This is a genomic window from Polynucleobacter sp. MWH-P3-07-1 (assembly GCF_018687555.1).
In the GTDB taxonomy this organism is placed as follows: domain Bacteria; phylum Pseudomonadota; class Gammaproteobacteria; order Burkholderiales; family Burkholderiaceae; genus Polynucleobacter.
Genome location: NZ_CP061296.1, coordinates 868,355 through 889,249 on the forward strand (window position 1 = coordinate 868,355; position 20,895 = coordinate 889,249).

Annotated in this window: 13 protein-coding genes and 2 tRNA genes; 2 read left to right on the forward strand and 13 right to left on the reverse strand. The window is 46.9% G+C overall.

Annotated features, from left to right (window positions below; translation table 11 throughout):
- Nucleotides 1-7 precede the first annotated feature (7 nt).
- The 10 genes from purL to ispD form a co-directional block, all read right to left on the reverse strand.
- Nucleotides 8-4,045, reverse strand: a complete 4,038-nt coding sequence (gene purL / locus ICU98_RS04560) for a phosphoribosylformylglycinamidine synthase (RefSeq protein WP_215350829.1) — start codon at nucleotides 4,043-4,045, stop codon at nucleotides 8-10.
- 28 nt (nucleotides 4,046-4,073) lie between these two features.
- Nucleotides 4,074-5,540, reverse strand: a complete 1,467-nt coding sequence (locus tag ICU98_RS04565; protein ID WP_215350831.1) for a peptidylprolyl isomerase — start codon at nucleotides 5,538-5,540, stop codon at nucleotides 4,074-4,076.
- 38 nt (nucleotides 5,541-5,578) lie between these two features.
- Nucleotides 5,579-5,654: transfer RNA gene (locus ICU98_RS04570), tRNA-Val, on the reverse strand.
- Between the two features lie 60 nt (nucleotides 5,655-5,714).
- Nucleotides 5,715-8,147 carry an endopeptidase La gene (lon, locus tag ICU98_RS04575; protein ID WP_215350834.1) on the reverse strand — a complete coding sequence of 811 codons (2,433 nt, stop codon included), beginning with the start codon at nucleotides 8,145-8,147 and terminating at the stop codon, nucleotides 5,715-5,717.
- Between the two features lie 179 nt (nucleotides 8,148-8,326).
- Complete coding sequence (gene clpX / locus ICU98_RS04580) at nucleotides 8,327-9,688, reverse strand: ATP-dependent Clp protease ATP-binding subunit ClpX (RefSeq protein WP_215335645.1); 1,362 nt, start codon at nucleotides 9,686-9,688, stop codon at nucleotides 8,327-8,329.
- A gap of 14 nt (nucleotides 9,689-9,702) precedes the next feature.
- A complete protein-coding gene (gene clpP / locus ICU98_RS04585) occupies nucleotides 9,703-10,332 on the reverse strand; it encodes an ATP-dependent Clp endopeptidase proteolytic subunit ClpP (protein ID WP_112204018.1) in 630 nt (209 codons plus the stop codon).
- 27 nt (nucleotides 10,333-10,359) lie between these two features.
- Nucleotides 10,360-11,697, reverse strand: coding sequence for a trigger factor (gene tig / locus ICU98_RS04590; protein ID WP_215335646.1), 1,338 nt, complete (start codon nucleotides 11,695-11,697; stop codon nucleotides 10,360-10,362).
- 55 nt (nucleotides 11,698-11,752) lie between these two features.
- Nucleotides 11,753-11,839, reverse strand: a tRNA-Leu gene (locus ICU98_RS04595).
- 110 nt (nucleotides 11,840-11,949) lie between these two features.
- The gene (gene ispF / locus ICU98_RS04600) at nucleotides 11,950-12,441 is read right to left on the reverse strand and encodes a 2-C-methyl-D-erythritol 2,4-cyclodiphosphate synthase (protein ID WP_215353103.1); all 492 of its coding nucleotides are present in this window, start codon (nucleotides 12,439-12,441) and stop codon (nucleotides 11,950-11,952) included.
- 41 nt (nucleotides 12,442-12,482) lie between these two features.
- The gene (gene ispD / locus ICU98_RS04605; protein WP_215350836.1) at nucleotides 12,483-13,244 is read right to left on the reverse strand and encodes a 2-C-methyl-D-erythritol 4-phosphate cytidylyltransferase; all 762 of its coding nucleotides are present in this window, start codon (nucleotides 13,242-13,244) and stop codon (nucleotides 12,483-12,485) included.
- Nucleotides 13,245-13,267: 23 nt separating this feature from the next.
- On the opposite strand from ispD, the gene mfd reads away from it, so the two are divergent.
- Nucleotides 13,268-16,804: a transcription-repair coupling factor gene (mfd, locus tag ICU98_RS04610; RefSeq protein ID WP_215350839.1), complete on the forward strand. Its 3,537-nt coding sequence runs from the start codon at nucleotides 13,268-13,270 to the stop codon at nucleotides 16,802-16,804.
- A 7-nt stretch (nucleotides 16,805-16,811) separates the two neighbouring features.
- Nucleotides 16,812-17,705, forward strand: coding sequence for a phosphoserine phosphatase SerB (gene serB / locus ICU98_RS04615; protein ID WP_251365292.1), 894 nt, complete (start codon nucleotides 16,812-16,814; stop codon nucleotides 17,703-17,705).
- Here serB and ICU98_RS04620 read toward each other — a convergent pair.
- The 3 genes from ICU98_RS04620 to phaR form a co-directional block, all read right to left on the reverse strand.
- Nucleotides 17,702-18,886: an acetyl-CoA C-acyltransferase family protein gene (locus tag ICU98_RS04620; protein ID WP_215350842.1), complete on the reverse strand. Its 1,185-nt coding sequence runs from the start codon at nucleotides 18,884-18,886 to the stop codon at nucleotides 17,702-17,704. The genes serB and ICU98_RS04620 overlap by 4 nt on opposite strands.
- 68 nt (nucleotides 18,887-18,954) lie before the next feature.
- Nucleotides 18,955-20,313 (reverse strand): 30S ribosomal protein S12 methylthiotransferase RimO, encoded by a 1,359-nt coding sequence (gene rimO, locus ICU98_RS04625; RefSeq protein ID WP_215350845.1) that lies wholly within the window; start codon nucleotides 20,311-20,313, stop codon nucleotides 18,955-18,957.
- A 1-nt stretch (nucleotide 20,314) separates the two neighbouring features.
- On the reverse strand, nucleotides 20,315-20,872 hold the full coding sequence (gene phaR / locus ICU98_RS04630) for a polyhydroxyalkanoate synthesis repressor PhaR (protein ID WP_215335651.1): 558 nt from the start codon (nucleotides 20,870-20,872) through the stop codon (nucleotides 20,315-20,317).
- Nucleotides 20,873-20,895: the final 23 nt, after the last annotated feature.

The window sequence follows — 20,895 nt, forward strand, 5'->3', positions numbered from 1 at the left end:
CAACAACTTAGTTGGCCCAGCGTCGGGCATTGCGGAACAAGCGAAGCCAAGGGCTTGCACCGTCCGGTGTATCCAGCCACTTGGGCGGGCACCAGCTCATTTGCACAGCTCTAAATACGCGCTCAGGATGCGGCATCATGACCGTAAAACGACCATCTGCAGTCGTTACACCCGTTAAGCCACCTGGGGAACCATTCGGATTTAGAGGGTAAGTTTCGGTAGCTTGACCGTAATGATCTACAAAACGTAGCGTGGCCAGATTTTGATTCAAAATCGTTTCAAGATTCCCTTGTTGGCTAAAGTTTGCATAACCTTCACCATGGGCGATTGCAATCGGTAGTTGGCTGCCAGCCATGCCTTGAGTAAAGATACTTGGTGATGGCATGACCTCAGCCATTACCAAGCGCGCCTCGTACTGCTCTGATTGATTGCGAGTAAATTTAGGCCACGCTTGCGCTCCGGGAATAATGCTCGAAAGATTACTCATCATTTGACAGCCATTGCAAACGCCTAACGCAAAGCTATCTTGACGATCGAAGAAAGCCGAAAATTGATCTCGCAGAGCTGCATTAAAGAGGATGGTTTTAGCCCAGCCCTCACCGGCGCCTAATACATCGCCGTAACTGAAGCCACCGCAAGCAATCAGGCCGCGGAAGTCTGCCAATTGCGCTTTTCCAGATAGTAAGTCAGACATATGCACATCATGGCTATCAAAACCAGCTGAGTGCACTGCATAAGCCATTTCTACATGGGAATTGACGCCCTGCTCTCGCAATATAGCAACCTTCGGCCTCAGATTTTTTTGAATGAATGGTGCGGAAACATTGTCTGAAATATCAAAACTCAGTTTGGGGGACATACCTGGATCTGTCAGATCATCTAAGCGCTGAAACTCACTGTCAGCGCACTCGGGGTTATCACGCAATCTGGCAATTTGATAGCTGGTGTTACTCCACATTTTTTGGAGTACTTGACGAGGTTCAGAGAAGATTTTTTTGGCGTCACGCCAAATCTCGATATTGCCATTGTGATTTGGCGTCGCAATCACATGACTATGCGCACTTAGGCCATGATCGCGAAGTGTTGAGAAAACTACGTCACGTTGCTCACGGCGAACCTGAATAACAACGCCTAACTCTTCATTAAATAGAGCTCGCAAAGTTTGTTCATGGCGACGTCCTTCAATTTGTTGTGCCCAATTCTTCGCATCGCCGTAATCAGGCTCGTGATCGCGATCCAGGGTAATCATATCGACATTGATTGAAACGCCGCAGTGACTTGCGAAAGCCATCTCTGATATGCAAGCAAATAGACCGCCATCGGAACGATCGTGGAAGGCCAAGATTTTGCCGTCCTGCTTCAAAATACCGAGAGCTGTTACAAGAGACTTTACATCTTCAGGATGATCTAAATCGGGGGTCAAATTACCGGACTGATTGAGGACTTGAGCCAAAATGCTGCCAGCCATACGATTTTGACCTTTACCGAGGTCGATCAGAATCAATTCACTCTCAATGGGCTTTCCATCAGAATCATTGAGCAATAGTAATGGGGTGAGAGTTTTGCGAACATCGGCCACTGCCGAAAAAGCAGAGATGATTAGTGAGACCGGGGCAGTTACCTTTTTGCTATCTGAGCCATCCTGCCACTCAGTCGACATAGATAGAGAATCTTTGCCAACTGGAATAGAAATTCCGAGCGCTGGGCAAAGCTCCATTCCGATCGCTTTAACTGACTCATACAGTTTGACATCTTCGCCAGGAGAGCCGCAAGCTGCCATCCAGTTTGCGGATAACTTGACACCATGAAGATCTGAAATATCTGCCGCCAATAGATTGGTTAGCGCCTCACCCACTGCCATGCGAGCTGCCGCTGGTGCATTGATGACAGCTACAGGTGTCCGCTCTCCCATGGTCATGGCTTCGCCACGGTATCCCTGGTAATCCATCAAAGTGACAGCACAATCAGACACGGGTACTTGCCATGGACCGACAAAAGGATCGCGAGCATTTAAGCCGCCAACCGTTCGGTCGCCGATCGTAATTAAGAAGGATTTACTCGCTACCGTAGGTTGCTGTAAAACCCAGGCAATACAGTCAGCCAACTTAGCGTCGGTGAGATTGAGGTCGGAAAAATGCTGCTCAACAGTTTTCACTTGGCGATGCATACGGGGTGGTTTACCCAGCAAGACTTCCATCGGCATATCGATTGGTAAAGCAGCCTCAGGATCATCAGATTGTTTGCTATCGCTGAGCTGAAGCTGTCGCTCATCTGTTGCAACCCCAACAATGGCATAGGGACAGCGCTCACGCTCACAAAGCGACTTCAGTAGGTCAATATCGTCTTCTGCAATTGCCAGTACATACCGTTCTTGAGATTCATTGCACCAAATCTCAGCTGGACTCATGCCGCTCTCCTCGAGCAGAATATTCCTAAGCTGGAACTGCGCACCTAAATTAGCGCCATCGGCTAATTCAGGAAATGCGTTTGAGAGACCACCGGCGCCAACATCATGAATCGAGACAATTGGATTATGTTCACCCATGGATCGGCAGGCATTAATCACTTCTTGAGCGCGGCGTTCCATTTCTGGATTGCCACGCTGTACTGAGTCAAAATCCAGATCGGCAGTATTTGTACCAGTGGCTACCGAGCTACCTGTTGCCCCACCCATACCAATCCGCATTCCAGGACCACCTAGTTGCACTAGTAAGTGCCCAGCCTGAATCGGTTTTTTGTGTGTATGAATTGAATCGATCGCCCCAATCCCGCCCGCAATCATGATGGGCTTGTGATAGCCTCGACGCGAACCAGCTAAGGTTTGCTCAAATACGCGGAAATATCCGCCCAAAATTGGTCTACCGAATTCATTATTGAAAGCGGCTCCACCTAAGGGGCCATCAATCATAATTTGCAGAGGGGTCGCGATCCGCTCCGGCTTCCCGTAAATTTCTGCTTCCCAGGGTAAATCTGTTCCTGGGATATTCAGATTCGACACAGAAAAACCGGTTAACCCTGCTTTCGGCCGTCCACCAATTCCCGTGGCACCTTCATCTCGTATCTCGCCACCTGCACCAGTTGATGCACCAGGAAATGGCGCAATTGCCGTTGGGTGGTTATGGGTCTCCACTTTCATCAATGTGTGGACCAAACGAGTCTCTTTTTGATATTGCTGTTGGTGTCCCTGTGGCTGCCATACTTCGGCTTCGCAACCTTCCATAATCGCCGAGTTATCCGAATATGCCACCACCGTACCTTCTGGGTGGAGTTGGTGTGTGTTACGAATCATGGCAAACAAAGAGCGATCTTGTTCTACGCCATCAATTGTCCAGCTAGCATTAAAGATTTTATGGCGACAGTGCTCACTATTGGCTTGAGCAAACATCATTAACTCGACGTCGCTAGGATTACGCTCCAGACGTTGAAAGTTTTCTAAGAGATAAATAATTTCATCCTCAGAAAGCGCTAAACCCAATTCTTGATTAGCTTGATCGAGGGCTCGCTTGCCCTCACTCAGGATGGGGATGCGTTTGAGGGGACGATCTGACAAGCTTTGATACAGAGGATCAACAGCGACAATATCCCGAACCACAGCCTCGGTCATACGGTCATGAAGTGAAGCCAAAATGGCATCAGTTTGTTTGACATCTAACTCTTGACTACTTTGCCAAGAGTACTGAATGCCTCGCTCAATCCGCAGAATGTCCAAGCCACATTGACGGGCTATCTCTGTGGCCTTACTGGCCCATGGAGATACAGTACCAAAGCGCGGTATCGAAATGGCTTGATATTTTTGATTGGAATCTTTGTTGAACCAACTGCCCTGCGCTTTTAAATGACTAACAAAAGGGTCGCCATAAGTTAATAACTGACTTAATAATTGGCGGTTGTTTGGTGATAACTCTGTATCAGTCCAAATGAAATGAATATATTGCGCTTCGATAGCCTCTAACTGGATGGCTTGAGCGGAGAGCGAAGCTAAAAGTCGCTGTTGGCGAAAGGCTGAAAGCGCATCGGCCCCGGGTAGAAAACTGAAAAATGACATGCTTAGATTATAAGGTTAAACTAAGCAATTACCCTCCAGCATTACCGGTATTAACGGGCTTTAAAGGGTTGATGATCTTCACATTAGCCGCATCGCGCCAATAGCTCATAAAGCCAGCAAATTCTTCCTGCGCCGCTAATGCCTGAATTTGTTGCGCCTGAGCTTTATGGAGCGCAGGATCTGCACCACCAGCCTGCCTGACCTGATCAATACGATATAGGGTTGTACCAACGCCCGGATTGGCTACTGAAACTACTGCCGGTAACTGCTTGCTGTCAACCGTCATGATCTGGTCCAAAGCAGTGCCTGCAAGACTTCCTGGCTTATTTCTAGAAATCCAGAAAGCTTTCGTAAATCCGGTTGAATTTTGTGGATCTGCTTTAAGGGCAACTAACTTTTCTGCAGCAGCATTCATAGCCAGCTTTTCTGCTGAACGTTGCGTCACTTGACGCTTGATTTCGCCACTCACCTCATCGAAAGCGAGCGTTTGCGCCGGATGAAAAGCAATCACCCGCGCAGATACATATATGCCAGGAGATACCTGAACCGCTTCAATATTGCGTTTATTTTTTACTGCATCATCGCTAAATAACGATTGAATAACTTTAGGATTTGTTAAAGGATGCCCATAACTTAGACCAGATGCACCGCCACGCGTCAAGCGTTGCTGTTTTTGGATGTCGAGTTTTAACTTATCTGCAGCAGGCTTGAGGCTATCGGGTTGATCGTAAGTCAGGTTAGCAAATTGATCCGCCTTATCGGCTAAGACTTTGGCATCACCCTTTGGGTCTAACTTCAAGACGATGTATTCAACATCAATATATTCAGGACTTTGAAACAGCTGTGTATTGGCAGCATAAAAGTCTTTTAGCTCTTGTGCAGATGGATTTACCTTACTCAAATAATCCTTGGCAGTGAACTCAAGGGTTTGAACTTCTCGCTCTGACTCATACAAAGAAGAAATGATTTCCGATAGCTTAGGGCTCCCAAGTTCAGTCCGTGCAACAGAACCAACCAGTTGCTGAATCTTGAGATCAAAACTTTGGCTGGCATAGAACTGCTCTTCATTCATGCCATTGCTAGAGAGTAATTGCTTAAAACGGACATCATCGAAGCTACCGTCTTGTCGATATAAAGCCCGAATTTGAGGAATACTTTGAAGGCTACGAATGAGCTCTTCCTTGCTAACCTGTAAGCGTAATTTAGTTACAGCAAAACCGAGTAATTGTTGCTGTAGAAGTTCATTCAGAATAGCCTGGCGAAATGGCTGGCTTTGAGCAATTTGAGGGCTGCCACCAATCCGTTGAGCTTGTCGCTTGGCTGCGTTATCTACTTCTTGAGCGGTGATTGGGCGACCGTTCACTTTAATTAGGTCGGTTTCTTTATCGAAGAACCCGGTGTAACTGGAAATCCCGAACATCAAGAATGAAGGGACAATGAACAGCATCAGAACGATTTGCAGAATCTTTTGATGCTTACGAACGGTATCGAACATGAAGGTATCGCCGGTGTACTAGGCTAGGAATGGGGGGCTGGTGGGCGCTGACGGGATCGAACCGCCGACATTCTGCGTGTAAGGCAGACGCTCTACCATCTGAGCTAAGCGCCCCAAATTATTACAGTCGAGATTGTAACCCAGGAGCCCTAACTTCGGTACTTTAGACCGAAATTAGTGCTTGAGGACTTCCCCAACCGTTCCCTTTTCAGCTGCTTTACTCGCCTCACTAGCCTTTTTGGCCAACTCTTCGGGGCTTGGCTCAGGCAATGCCTCAGGTTTACGCTCCAAGGCAAGTTCGAGGACATTGTCGATCCAGCGCACCGGAACAATCTCAATTGCATTCTTGACGTTGTCAGGAATATCAATCAAGTCCTTTACATTTTCTTCTGGTATCAATGCCAACTTGATGCCACCACGATGGGCAGCCAAGAGTTTCTCTTTGAGACCGCCAATGGGCAACACTTCGCCACGCAAAGTAATCTCACCGGTCATTGCCACGTCTGAGCGAACTGGAATGCCAGTCAGAACGGATACCAAAGCAGTAGTAATGGCAATACCAGCCGATGGACCATCTTTGGGAGTAGCACCTTCAGGAAAGTGAATATGGATATCTCTCTTCTCGAAGGATTCATCTGTGATCCCCAAGCGTCGTGAGCGTGAGCGCACCACAGTTCTGGCAGCCTCCACCGACTCTTTCATGACATCACCCAAAGATCCGGTGCGAGTAATAACGCCCTTACCTGGCATGACTGCCGCCTCAATAGTCAAGAGATCGCCACCAACTTCAGTCCAGGCTAAGCCAGTTACTTGACCAATTTGATTCTCTTTTGCGGCTAAGCCAAAGTCATACATGCGTACAGAAAGGAATTTCTCCAAATTATCCGCATTCACAACAACAGGCGCAGACTCTTTTTTAAGCAAGAGAAGCTTAACGACCTTACGGCAGATTTTGCTGATCTCACGCTCTAAAGACCGCACACCAGCTTCACGCGTGTAATAGCGAATCATGCTGCGCACTGCGCTTTCCTCAATCTTCAACTCATCTTTCTTCAAGCCATTATTTTTGACCTGCTTTGGAATGAGATAGTTCACGGCAATACTGGTTTTTTCATCCTCGGTATAACCAGCTAGACGAATAATTTCCAAGCGATCTAATAAAGGACCAGGAATATTTAAAGAGTTTGCGGTAGCAACAAACATCACATCTGAAAGATCAAAGTCCACTTCAACATAATGATCTTGGAAAGTATTGTTTTGTTCTGGATCTAAAACCTCTAGCAAGGCGCTAGCTGGATCACCTCTGAAGTCCATTCCCATCTTGTCTACTTCATCCAGTAAGAACAAAGGATTACGCACGCCAACCTTAGTTAGGCTAGTCAGAATCTTGCCAGGCATCGACCCGATGTAGGTGCGACGATGACCCCGAATCTCAGACTCATCTCGCACACCGCCTAATGCCATCCGCACAAACTTACGATTTGTCGCACGCGCAATTGATTGGCCTAAAGAAGTCTTACCAACGCCAGGAGGGCCTACCAGACAGAGAATAGGCGCTTTGACACGATCAACGCGTTGCTGAACAGCAAGATACTCCAAGATGCGTTCTTTGACCTTATCCAAACCATAGTGATCCTCATCCAAAACCTTCTCGGCATTGGTTAGGTCATTATTGATTTTACTTTTCTTCTTCCAGGGCAAGTTCACCAAGGTGTCGATGAAGTTACGAATGACTGTTGCTTCAGCAGACATGGGTGACATGAGCTTGAGTTTTTTCAACTCGGACTCGGCTTTTTTTAACGCCTCTTTTGGCATGCGAGCAGTTTTGATCTTCTTCTCTAACTCCTCCAGATCAGCGCCCTCTTCTCCTTCGCCCAATTCTTTTTGAATGGCTTTGACTTGCTCGTTCAAGTAGTATTCGCGCTGACTCTTCTCCATCTGACGCTTCACACGTCCACGAATACGTTTTTCAACTTGCAAGATATCAATCTCACTCTCGAGGTCAGCTAAGAGACTTTCGAGGCGTTGAACAACATCATTCATTTCAAGCAAGCGCTGTTTCTGCTCAAGCTTGACTGGTAAATGCGCACAGATCGTATCCGCTAAACGGCTAGGCTCGTCAATCCCCCCTAATGAAGACAAAATTTCTTGAGGAACTTTTTTGTTGAGCTTAACGTACTGATCAAATTGAGCCATGATGGCACGACGTAAGGCTTCTGTTTCATGAGCATCTAGAGCGTTAATCGCTGTTGGTGTTGCCTCACAATTGAAGTAACCAAGACTATCTTCAATTTGACTCACTTCAGCGCGCTGGACGCCTTCAACCAATACTTTGACAGTGCCATCAGGTAACTTGAGCATTTGCAGAATATTGGCGATACAGCCCACTTCATAGAGGTCTTCTACGGAGGGCTCATCTTTAGCTGCCGCTTTTTGGGCAACCAAGAGTACGCTCTTGCCAGTTTCCATAGCTGCCTCAAGGGCCTTAATGGATTTAGGGCGACCCACAAACAATGGGATCACCATATGGGGGAATACAACCACGTCCCTTAAAGGGAGCAATGGGAGTTGAATTGGTTCAGAGGGTAGTAATAAGTGGCCAGGCATGGGGCAAATCCTCCAAAGTAGTCAATTCTCGATAAATACCCAAAATAATATAAACACTATATGGGGTAGGTATTTCTGAATAGGATACTACCTATATGGGTCACACTTTGTGAAAAACAAGGGGAAAATAGCCATAAATGAGCAAAAAAGGCTCAAAAAAGGGCAAAAAGACGAAAAAATTAGGCTTTTTTACTTAAATCAGACTGTTCGGCAGTTTGTTTGTAGACCAAAAGGGGCTTACCGCCCTCTTGAATGCTGCTTTCGTCGATCACCACCTTTTGGACATTCTTTAAAGATGGTAGGTCGTACATCACGTCCATTAATGAACCTTCAAGGATCGATCTAAGGCCACGAGCGCCGGTTTTACGGGCAATGGCCTTCTTGGCAATAGCTGATAGCGCCGCAGGTCTGACCTCAAGTTCAGAGCCTTCCATAGTGAGCAAGGCTTGATATTGCTTTACCAAAGCATTTTTGGGTTCGGTCAGAATCTGGATCAATGCTGCTTCATCCAATTGCGACAGAGTAGCCACCACAGGCAAACGACCAATTAACTCTGGGATCAGACCGAATTTAATCAAGTCCTCAGGCTCAACTTCAACCAATAAATCAGTAATACCGCGATCATCTTTACCAGGAACGCTGGCATTGAAGCCAATGCCAGTCTTAGCAGTGCGTTGTTGGATCACTTTTTCTAAGCCATCAAATGCACCGCCACAAATGAACAAAATATTGGTAGTGTCGACCTGGAGAAAATCTTGATTAGGATGCTTGCGGCCACCTTGAGGTGGGACCGATGCCATCGTACCCTCAACCAATTTCAACAGAGCCTGTTGCACACCCTCGCCTGAAACATCACGAGTAATGGATGGGTTATCTGATTTACGAGAGATCTTGTCAATCTCATCGATATAAACAATGCCGCGTTGCGCCTTTTCTACGTTGTAGTCGCAGGCTTGCAACAGCTTTTGAATAATGTTTTCTACATCCTCACCCACATAGCCCGCTTCAGTCAAAGTAGTCGCATCAGCCATCACGAATGGCACATCAAGCATGCGAGCCAAAGTTTGCGCAAGCAAAGTCTTTCCCGAACCCGTAGGACCAATTAGCAAAATATTACTTTTGGCTAACTCGACGCCATCCACAATGGCTTTACCTGGTTTTGGCGTTTCTTTTTTATCAGTTGCCTCGACGGGTTTGCCATCTTTATCCAGCTTGGGGGTCTTGGGTTTAGGTAAATACTGCAAACGTTTATAGTGGTTATAAACCGCTACAGCCAAAGTTTTCTTAGCGTGATTTTGACCAATTACATATTGGTCTAAATTCTCGCGAATCTCATGGGGTGTTGGTAAAGCCGCTTCGCCATCATCTTTAGGAAGCTTGGCAATCTCTTCTTGAATGATGTCAGTGCAGAGATCAATACATTCATCGCAGATGAAAACAGATGGACCAGCAATCAGCTTCTTGACTTCGTGCTGGCTTTTGCCGCAAAAAGAGCAATACAGGAGTTTTTCTGAATCGCTGTTGGTTTTTTTATCAGTCAAAATCGTAACCTGGCTTAAGGACGCTTTTCAATGACTTTATCAATCAGGCCATAATCTTTTGCCTGTTCTGCAGACATGAAATTATCGCGATCGGTATCCTTTGCAATCGTTTCAATCGACTGACCTGTGCGATCCGCAAGAATTTGATTCAAACGTTCACGCAGATACAGAATCTCACGCGCTTGAATTTCGATATCTGAGGCTTGGCCACGAGCGCCACCCAAAGGCTGATGAATCATGACGCGTGAGTTTGGTAAGGCGTAACGCTTGCCTTTCTCACCAGCACACAATAGGAATGCACCCATGCTTGCAGCCATACCCATACACAAGGTACTGACATGCGGCTTAATAAATTGCATCGTGTCGTAAATCGCCAGCCCAGCAGAGACGGAGCCACCAGGAGAATTAATGTAAAGAGAAATTTCTTTATCCGGATTCTCGCTCTCCAAGAAGAGTAATTGCGCGATCACTAAGTTGGCAGTTTGATCATTCACTTCGCCAACCAAGAATACAACTCGCTCACGTAATAAGCGTGAATAAATGTCATACGCACGCTCACCACGGCCAGAAGTCTCGATCACCATCGGCACTAAACCTAAACCCTGGGGTTCGATATGTTCAGAATGCATTTGATTTTGACTCATGATGATGACCTTAGACATTTGGTGTAATTAGTTCAGTTTACTCAGTTCTTCAAAGCTCACTGGCTTTTCGCTTACCTTGGCAATAGAGGTGAAGTGTTTGATCACATTATTCTCTAAAACCAGATTTTCAATTTCTTTTAAACGAGCGGGATTGCTGTAGAACCAACGTACCACCTCTTTAGGATCTTCATAGGTAGCAGCCTGCTCTTCAATTTCAGCCTTAATTTGATCGGCGGTAGCACTAAGATTCTGCTGCTTAACCAGATCACTCAAAATCAGGCCTAAGCGAACGCGTTTAAGAGCCTGTTCTGCAAACATTTCGACAGGGATTGGCGCATCCTTAGCATTAGGAATACCGCGCTGCATTAGGTCTTGTCTAGCAGACTCTACTAAGCGCTCTTGCTCTGAAGCCACTAAAGATTTAGGCACATCCAATTCGCACAGTGTGTTGAGCTTATCCATCACCTCATTTTTGAGCAAGGAAGTAATGCGACGATTGACTTCACGATCGAGGTTTTCTTTTACTTCAGCACGCATCTTTTCAACGCCACCTTCTGTTACACCCAAAGATAAAGCGAAGGCTTCATCAATCGCTGGAAGATGAGGCCAATTGACTGACTTAACAGTGATTGTGAAGTCGGCGGTTTTGCCTGCAACATCTTTACCATGGTAATCAGCTGGAAATGCTAATGGGAAAGTCTTGCTCTCACCCGCCTTAAGGCCTAAGGTTGCCGCCTCAAATTCGGGGAGCATTCTGCCCTCACCCAAAACATATTCAAAGTTCTCTGCTTTACCACCAGCAAATTCAACACCGTCGATCTTGCCAACAAAATCAATGACGACTTGGTCGCCAGATTGAGCTGCGGTGTTCGCACCGCCATCACCGTGGGCACTTGCGGTGCCTCGTGGGTGGTAATGCACTTGCTGCTTGCGAAGAACGTCCAAGGCGCGATCAATCTCAGCTTCGCCAATGGTAGTGGTGTATTTGCTGACTTCAGCCTTACTGAGATCACCGATTTTGACTTCAGGCAACACTTCGAAGTAAGCATCAAAGACAATCTGGTCTGCATCAAGTTCGCTCTTGGGTTCCAAGCGTGGCTGTCCTGCTAATTTGACTCCCTCTTTTTGACTCAACTCAAAGAAGAGCTCAGAGGCTTTATCAAACTGGATCTCAAAGTCCACTTGCATGCCATATTGTTTTTCAACAATATTTTTAGGTACTTTGCCGGGACGAAAACCAGCCATCTTCATCGTTTTGCCTAGCTTGGCTAAACGCTCATCGCGTGCTTTAGCTAAATCTGCACGGGGGAACTCTAAGGTCATTTTTCGGTCTAACTGACCTAAATTTTCTATTTGCAAAGCCATTCTCGTCTCATCAATGAATTACAGGATATGAAGTCCAAGCCAAGTAACAAACTTGTGGTGCGAGGAGGGGGACTCGAACCCCCACACCATTTCTGGCGTCAGGACCTAAACCTGGTGCGTCTACCAATTTCGCCATCCTCGCGAACTCCGTTGAGCGCTACCGAGCTTAAACTTCACTCTAAAGACCCCAATTCTACAATGCTCAGCCTATTCGAGCCCTACAGAGGGGGTTTAAAGCTTGAAAGAGGCAATTTATGAGGGCTTGTAGAGCAAGGCAACTGCATGAACAGCGATACCCTCGCCTCTCCCCAAATGACCAAGAGCTTCATTCGTCTTGGCTTTTAGGTTGATGTGGCTGGGTGTTACAGCCAGATCAGCCGCAATATGCTCAATCATCTCTGGTAAAAAATCTGCCAATTTAGGCTTTTGACAAATAATCGTTGCATCCACATTGCCGACTTGAAAACCGGCAGCCTGCACTTTTTGTAAAGCAGCTCGCAATAAGATCCGGCTATCCATCCCCTTAAATTGAGGATCAGTATCCGGAAACAGCTGGCCAATATCGTTTAGCCCTGCCCCTCCAAGCAAAGCATCAGTGATGGCGTGGAGCAAAGCGTCTGCATCTGAGTGTCCGAGTAGGCCCTTTTCATAAGGGATATGCACTCCTCCCAAAATGAGCTTGCGATCCGCCACTAAGGCATGAACATCGTAACCTTGTCCAATTCGAAATGGTGGCGGATTCATGTGATTACTCATATTGATCTCAATGTATGGTTAGAGAATCGTTATTGATTAGGTGAGGTACTCAATACTCTTTGCATCAGGTCCCAATCGGCTGGATGGGTTACCTTAAAATTCCGTGTTGCTCCCTCGATCAACAAGGGCCTCTCACCTTGTAGCTCCATCGCGCTTGCTTCATCGGTCACATCAGCATCGTTACGAATAGCATCTTCAAGCGCATCAAAGAGTTTTTTTACACCAAACATTTGTGGAGTTTGCGCTTGCCATAAATGATTACGAGAGACTGTGGCTTCTGCTCGAGTGAACTGATTTGCTACAACTGAACTTAAATCGGCTCGTTTCAGGGTATCGGCAACAGGCAGCGCTAATAGCCCGCCGCAATGATTTTCAACTACCGCAGAAATGAGCTTTTGAATTAAAGCCGACGTAATGCCTGGTCTTGCTGCATCATGAACCAATACCCAATCATCCTCAGAAATTCCACCCTGGAGCATCGCCTCGAGAGTGTTCTTCACAGTCTCTTGTCTAGTGGCGCCTCCCGTAGGCAAAAAAGCCAGTGACTTGGTGTTCTGTTTGAGTTCATTCAAGATCGGGTTATGCGCAAAATGCGGATTAATACCAACCCAAATAGAATGAATCTCAGGTGTATTTTGAAACGCCTCAATAGCATAGGCCAGCATCGGCTTACCCGCTAGGTTTTGGAATTGCTTAGGTAAATCACCCCCAAGACGAGAGCCACTTCCAGCTGTAGGAAGTAAGGCATGGCATTGGCGACCATTTAATGGAATCGGGCTGGCTTTAGGCATACCTGATTCTATAATGAGCCTAGATGTCTGATGCAGTAAAACCAACACCCCCTATCCCCGCCCCGCGGGTTGGGCAGCGCTTTACCTTTTCAGGCCTGGTTGGCTCCTCTGATGCGGCTTTAATTGCCCAAGCAGCCCAACAAAATCGTGGCAAATTTTCAGTGATGGTGATTTTTTGTGCTCAGGCGCAAGAAGCTCAGCGCCTCTTAGAGGAAATCCCTGCCTTTGCCCCTCAACTGAAGACACGCTTATTACCGGATTGGGAAATTCTTCCCTACGATCATTTCTCGCCACATCAAGACTTGGTTTCAGAGAGGTTGGCGACCTTATATGAATTCCTGAATGCGAGCTGCGACATTGTTTTAGTACCTGTAACTACTGCATTACAAAGGATGGGGCCACCTAGTTTCTTGTCAGGTCATACCTTCTTCTTTAGACAAGGCGACCAACTCAATGAAGCAGCGCTGAAATTACAACTGCAGCAGGCTGGCTATGACCCAGTCAGCGCGGTAATGCGACCCGGTGAATACAGTATTCGTGGTGGTCTGATTGATTTATTCCCAATGGGCTCTAGCCTGCCCTATCGCTTGGATCTTTTTGGCGATGAAATTGAGCAGATACGCTCTTTTGATCCCGATACCCAACGCAGCCTATTTCCCGTCAAAGAAATCCGATTACTACCTGGACACGAATTTCCATTTGACGATCACTCAAGAACAGCGGCACGAGGGCGATGGCGAGAGGTCTTTGAGGGCGACCCCACCAGGTGCTCAATTTATAAAGATATCAATCTTGGGATCCCCAGCGCGGGTATTGAATCTTATTTACCCATCTTTTTTGATGAGACTGCCACCCTCTTTGACTACTTCCCTCGCTCGGGAGATCCAGTCTGGTTAGTCAACATTGGCGATATCGAATCCAGCATTCGCAGTTTCTGGAAAGATACCCAGCAGCGTTATGACTTTTTAAAGCATGATTTAGAGCGGCCCATTCTGCCGCCAAAAGCCTTGTTTCTCGATGTAGATCAATTTTTTACCTACGAGAAAGACAATGCAAGACTCGTATTAGAACGAGATCCCAATGAGGCACTCGTCTTTTTACCGACCCCTGATGTGGCCATTCATCGCCGTGATGCAGATCCCATCAGTCGCTTACGTAATCTGGTTGAGCATGGACAATCGCGAGTATTAATTTGTACTGACAGTGCTGGTAGGAAAGAATCGATCCGTCAACTTCTAGAAGAGAGTAATTTCATAGTCGATGGTGCAAGCACCGCCGTCTATCAGTTAAAGCCTGATAGCGTTGAAACCATTCCAGAATTCTTACAAAGCTCATCACGCTTTGGCTTGGTTAGCAGTCCTTTATATGGTGGCTTTGCCTGGCCACAAGAGCAGGTCATCCTCATTACTGAGGCTGAGCTATTTACCACTACCGCTCGCCAAAGACGCAGGAGTAAAGGGAATGAAAACGCTGATCCAGATATGTTGTTTAAGGATCTATCTGAGCTAAAGATTGGCGATCCCGTAGTTCATGCTGAACATGGTATTGGTCGTTACCAGGGCTTAGTTCTTCTGAATCTTGCACCACCAAAGCAGGAGCCCATATTTGAGGAGTTTTTGCATTTGGTTTACGCCAATGAGGCGACCTTGTATGTGCCTGTTCAGCAATTGCAGCTAGTCACTCGTTACGCCGGCTCTGATCCTGATACGGCCCCATTACATCAGCTTGGGTCTGGGCAATGGGATAAGGCCAAACGCAAAGCAGCTAAGCAAATCCGGGATACCGCGGCAGAACTTTTAGGGCTTTATGCTGCTAGAGCGATTCGCAAAGGTCATGCTTTTGAATATTCCCATCATGATTACGCTGCATTTGCTGAGAGCTTTGGTTTTGAGGAAACGCCTGATCAGGCTAGCGCAATTAATGCCGTGATTGGTGATATGACAAGCGGCACGCCAATGGATCGACTCGTCTGTGGCGATGTTGGCTTTGGTAAGACTGAGGTCGCCTTACGAGCCAGCTTCATTGCAGTAATGGGTGGCAAGCAGGTGGCGATCTTAGCACCAACCACCCTTCTTGCTGAGCAGCACGTTAGTACTTGGAAAGAGCGCTTCGCTGATTGGCCAGTCCGCATTGTTGAACTGTCACGTTTTAAAAGTACCAAGGAAATTAATGCTGCTCTGGAAGCGATTGCCAAAGGTGAGGCGGACATTATTATCGGCACGCATAAATTGCTTTCTAAGGAAACCCAGTTTGCCAATTTAGGTTTGGTGATTGTGGATGAGGAGCACCGCTTTGGTGTTCGTCAAAAGGATGCACTCAAAGCCTTGAGGGCCGAAGTCGATATCCTGACATTAACAGCCACCCCGATCCCTAGAACGCTGGGTATGGCCATGGAGGGCCTACGAGAGTTTTCGATTATCGCCACTGCACCACAAAAACGCTTAGCCATCAAAACATTTGTCCGGCGCGAAGGTGATGGAGTTATTCGAGAGGCAGTCTTACGCGAGATTAAACGTGGTGGTCAGGTTTATTTTTTACATAATGAAGTTGAGACGATTGAGAATCGTAAGCATGCATTACAAGAGCTTATCCCTGAAGCACGCATTGGGGTAGCTCATGGGCAAATGCATGAACGTGATCTAGAAGCCGTCATGCGTGACTTTGTGACACAGCGCACCAATATTTTATTGTGCACCACCATTATTGAAACCGGGATTGATGTGCCGACTGCCAACACCATCATCATGCATCGAGCTGACAAGTTCGGCTTAGCGCAATTGCATCAGTTGCGTGGTCGAGTCGGTCGCTCACATCACCAAGCCTATGCTTATTTGATGGTGCCAGATCCTGAAGCGTTGAGTAAACAAGCTCAATTGCGTCTCAATGCTATTCAAGCGATGGAAGAATTGGGCTCCGGTTTCTATTTAGCAATGCATGACCTAGAAATTCGGGGCGCTGGCGAAGTGTTGGGTGATAAGCAATCAGGGGAAATTCATGAGATCGGCTTCCAGTTGTATACCGAAATGCTCAATCGCGCAGTTAAATCTCTACGTAGTGGCAAAGAACCTGATCTCTTGTCACCATTGCAATCCATTACGGATGTGAATTTGGGTGTACCTGCCCTTTTGCCTCAAGATTACTGTCCTGATGTGCACGAGCGCCTCTCCCTCTATAAACGGTTTGCTGCTACCAATGATTTTTCTGAGCTCATGGGTTTGCGTGAAGAATTGGTTGACCGCTTTGGTGATTTGCCAGATCAAGCCAAATCCTTTTACGAGACCCATCGCTTGCGCCTTGAAATGACAGGCTTTGGAATTAAGAAGATTGACGCGTCTGCAAGTGCTATCCAGATACAGTTTGTGCCGAACCCCCCTATTGATCCATTGCGAATTATTCAACTCATACAGAGTTCGAAACATATTCAGCTAAACGGCCAAGATAAGCTCAAAGTTCTTCCTTTAAAGACGGGTGGCTTTGATCGTTTAGAGCAGCGTTTAGATCAAATTCGCCAAATCCTAAAGCGCTTAAATGAGGGCGCCGCTGTAGCGAACGCTTTATGATTTAACTATGGCCGATATTCACGCTACCACTCTAGTTGCTATCTCTAAAGAACCGATTAATCCGGCTTTAGATAGTGCTCTAAAGGATTTCTCCTCAAAGCAAGGCATGGAGATCACCAATACACATCCGAATGAATCCAGCAGTCATTATTTTTCAGAGCGCTGGTCCGTGCCTTTCTTACATGAAATCCATCGTACCGTCCTGAGAAATATTGCCGCTGAACATGGCTCTGATTTAGCTTTTTTATCACCATTATTTGATCCAGCAAACATACGGGTGCTGGCCATGGATATGGATTCCACACTCATCAATATTGAGTGTATTGATGAAATTGCAGACTTCGCAGGAAAAAAAGCGGATGTAGCCAAAATTACCGAAGCCACCATGCGCGGTGAAATCAAAGACTTTAAAGAAAGTCTGCGTAAACGCGTCGCTCTTTTAGAAGGCATCTCAGTCGATGTATTGACATCGGTTTATCAAGAACGCTTACGACCCAACCCAGGCGCAACCGAATTATTAGCTGCGGCTCATCAACGCGGTCTGCACACCCTCTTGGTCTCTGGCGGATTTACTTTTTTTACAGATCAACTTCGCGAGCAAATGGGTTTTACCCAAACCCAATCTAATACTTTAGAAATCGTTAATAACAAGCTGACTGGCAAAGTGCTCGGCAATATCGTCGACGGTGCTGCGAAGGCCTCTTATCTAGAGCAAGCTTGTGCATCATTGGGCGTAAGAAAAGTTCAATCGATTGCCATGGGTGATGGTGCAAACGATTTACTCATGATGGATGGAGCTGGTTTGAGCGTAGCCTATAAAGCAAAACCGCTTGTTAAAGAAAAAGCCGACGCGGCTTTTGACCGAGTCGGCTTAGATGCAACCTTGTTACTGCTGGATTAGATTCGCTCGAATATAGTCGCGATACCTTGGCCACCGCCGATACACATGGTTACCAGAGCGTACTTTCCATTTACACGTTGCAACTCATGCAGGGCTTTGGTTGCAATTGCAGCACCAGAGCAACCGATGGGGTGACCTAAAGCGATTGCGCCACCATTCACATTGGTCTTGGCAGGATCTAGGCCTAACCCCTTGGTCACTGCTAAGGCTTGAGCCGCAAAGGCTTCATTGGATTCAATGACATCGATTTGATCTAACTTCAAGCCTGCTCTAGCCAATGCCAATTTTGATGCGGGGATGGGACCTTCACCCATGATGTGATTTGGAACACCCGCAACTGCATAAGAAACCAATCTTGCGATGGGCTTATGACCTGCTTTCGCTGCAGCGTCGGCTGCTGCTAAAACAAAGAAGGCTGCACCATCATTAATTCCTGAGGCATTACCTGCGGTGACCGAGCCACCCTCTTTTTTGAAAACGGCTTTCATCTTGCCAAGCGTTTCCATAGTGGTTTCCGGTTTACAGTGCTCATCGGTATCAAATACGATGTCGCCTTTGCGAGACTTGACGGTAATCGGTACGATTTGAGATTTGAAGCGCCCCTCTTTAATTGCCACTGCGGCGCGGCGATGAGATTCGCAAGCGAAAGCATCTTGCTCTTCGCGGGTGAGCTGCCATTTCTCAACCAAATTCTCGGCTGTGACACCCATGTGACCAACGCCAAATGGGTCAGTTAATACTGCAACCATCAAATCAATCATTTTGCTATCACCCATACGCGCACCGCTTCGCATCGCAGGAGATCCATACATACCGCGTGACATCACCTCAACGCCGCCACCAATACCGTAATCACAATCATTGAGCATGATTGCTTGTGAGGTGCTCACAATCGCTTGTAAACCTGAACTACACAAACGATTTAAGGCCATCGCTACAGACTCCATCGGCAAGCCGGCCTGAATCGCTGCCACACGAGCAACGTAGGCATAACGGCTGTCGGTCGGAATGGTATTGCCAACGGTCACATAATTGATTAAAGCAGGATCCACTCCAGAGCGCGCAACGGCCTCCTTCATCACGATTCCGCCTAGTTCGGCTGGCTCAAAAGAGCTTAAGGAACCACCAAAGCTGCCAATGGCAGAACGAACTGCGCTTAAAACGACGACATCACGGCTCATATCAATTCCCTTCTCTTACCTCGTTTGAGGCTTCATTAATCAGCAAAATCGTATTTTGATTGACTTAGTCAAGTCTCGGCTATTAGGTCATGCCCTTGGGCCTCAATTACCGTCGCACGGACAAAATCGCCAGCGCGATAACGCTTAGAAGGCTTGCTTGGGGGCAAAACCCTCACCAAACCATCAATTTCAGGGGCATCCCCAGCGGTTCGACCGATTCCGCCTGCTTCATCTACTCGGTCAATCAGGATCTGAATGCGTTTTCCAAGCTTATTTGTTAAACGGCGAATCGAGATTTCTTCGGCTTTTTCCATAAATCGGGCTTGCCGTTCATTGCGGATTGCCTCCGGCACGGGGTTAGCTAAGGCATTCGCAGCGGCACCTGCCACTGGTGAATAGGCAAAACAGCCAGCGCGATCAATCTCGGCCTCATCCAAGAAATCCAATAAATACTGAAACTCTTCCTCAGTTTCACCTGGAAAGCCAGCGATGAAGGTACTGCGAATCACCAAATCAGGACAAGCAGCACGCCATGCCTGAATGCGCTCGAGGTTTTTCTCACCACTAGCAGGTCGCTTCATGCGTTTCAGCACATCAGGATGAGCATGTTGCAAAGGAATATCTAAATAAGGCAAGACACCATAACCATGATCTGAAAACTCTGCCATCAAGGGCAGGATCTCATCAACATGGGGGTATGGGTAAACATAGTGCAGTCTGACCCAGGCTTGATGTTTACGAGCAATCGTATTCAAGGCATTGACTAAATCAAACAAGCGAGTTTTGACTGGCTTGCCATCCCAAAAACCTGTTCGATATTGAATATCGACACCATAGGCACTAGTGTCTTGAGAAACAACGAGCAATTCTTTAACGCCTGACTCAAAAAGTCTATCCGCTTCCAGCAATACCTCACCAATCGGTCGAGAAACTAAATCACCCCGCATGCTCGGAATAATGCAGAAGGTACAGCGATGATTGCACCCTTCTGAGATTTTCAAATACGCGTAGTGCTTTGGGGTTAACTTGACACCGATCGGTGGTAATAGATCAGTAAAGGGATCATGTGGTTTAGGGAGATGCAGATGAATAGCTTGCATGACCTCATCAGTAGCGTGAGGGCCCGTTACTGCAAGAACCTTGGGATGAATACTCTGAATGAGATCTGAACCATCCGCATTCTTACGGGCGCCAAGACAGCCCGTCACAATCACTTTGCCATTCTCAGCAAGGGCTTCACCAATCGCGTTTAAGCTCTCTTCAACGGCAGAGTCAATGAAACCACAGGTATTGACCACAACTAAATCAGCACCAGCATACTCCTTAGCCGTCTCGTACCCTTCGGCGCTTAATTGCGTGAGGATGAGTTCGGAGTCTACTAATGCCTTAGGACAACCTAAGGATACAAAGCCAACTTTTCCTGCCACGTTATTCTTTTTCTGCTGATTTGGTTTGGGGGGTAAAGGGGAAGTTGCCAAATAGGCCCTGCGATCCTTGCATTTGCTCTTGCATCTTCACGAACAAATCTTTACTTTGATCCATATAGGTACCCATTAGGTTCTGCATGAGCGGATTTTGCATACTCAGCAGCTGAGACCAAGCATCGGGAGCGTTAGAGCCCATTCCCTTAGATTGGTCACTGAGCTTGTTATGGATATCAACAAAAGACTGCATGGTCTTTTCGAGGTAATTACCCATAAGACCTTGCATGGAGTTTCCGTAAAAGCGGATGATTTGAGAAAGCGTTTGGCTTGAGAAGACAGGTGCACCACCCGCCTCCTCCTCAAGAATGATCTGTAGCAGAATATTGCGTGTCAGATCTTCCTCAGTTTTAGCATCCAGCACTTTGAAGACTGCATTGGCCATCACCAGACCTTTAATGTCACTTAAGGTCACGTAGGTGCTCGTTTGAGTATCGTAGAGGCGACGATTCGGATACTTCTTGATCAATCGCTCTTCACCAACTCGTTTTGCGCGGGTAGCCATAAATAGTCCTCAGTCTGCTTTGT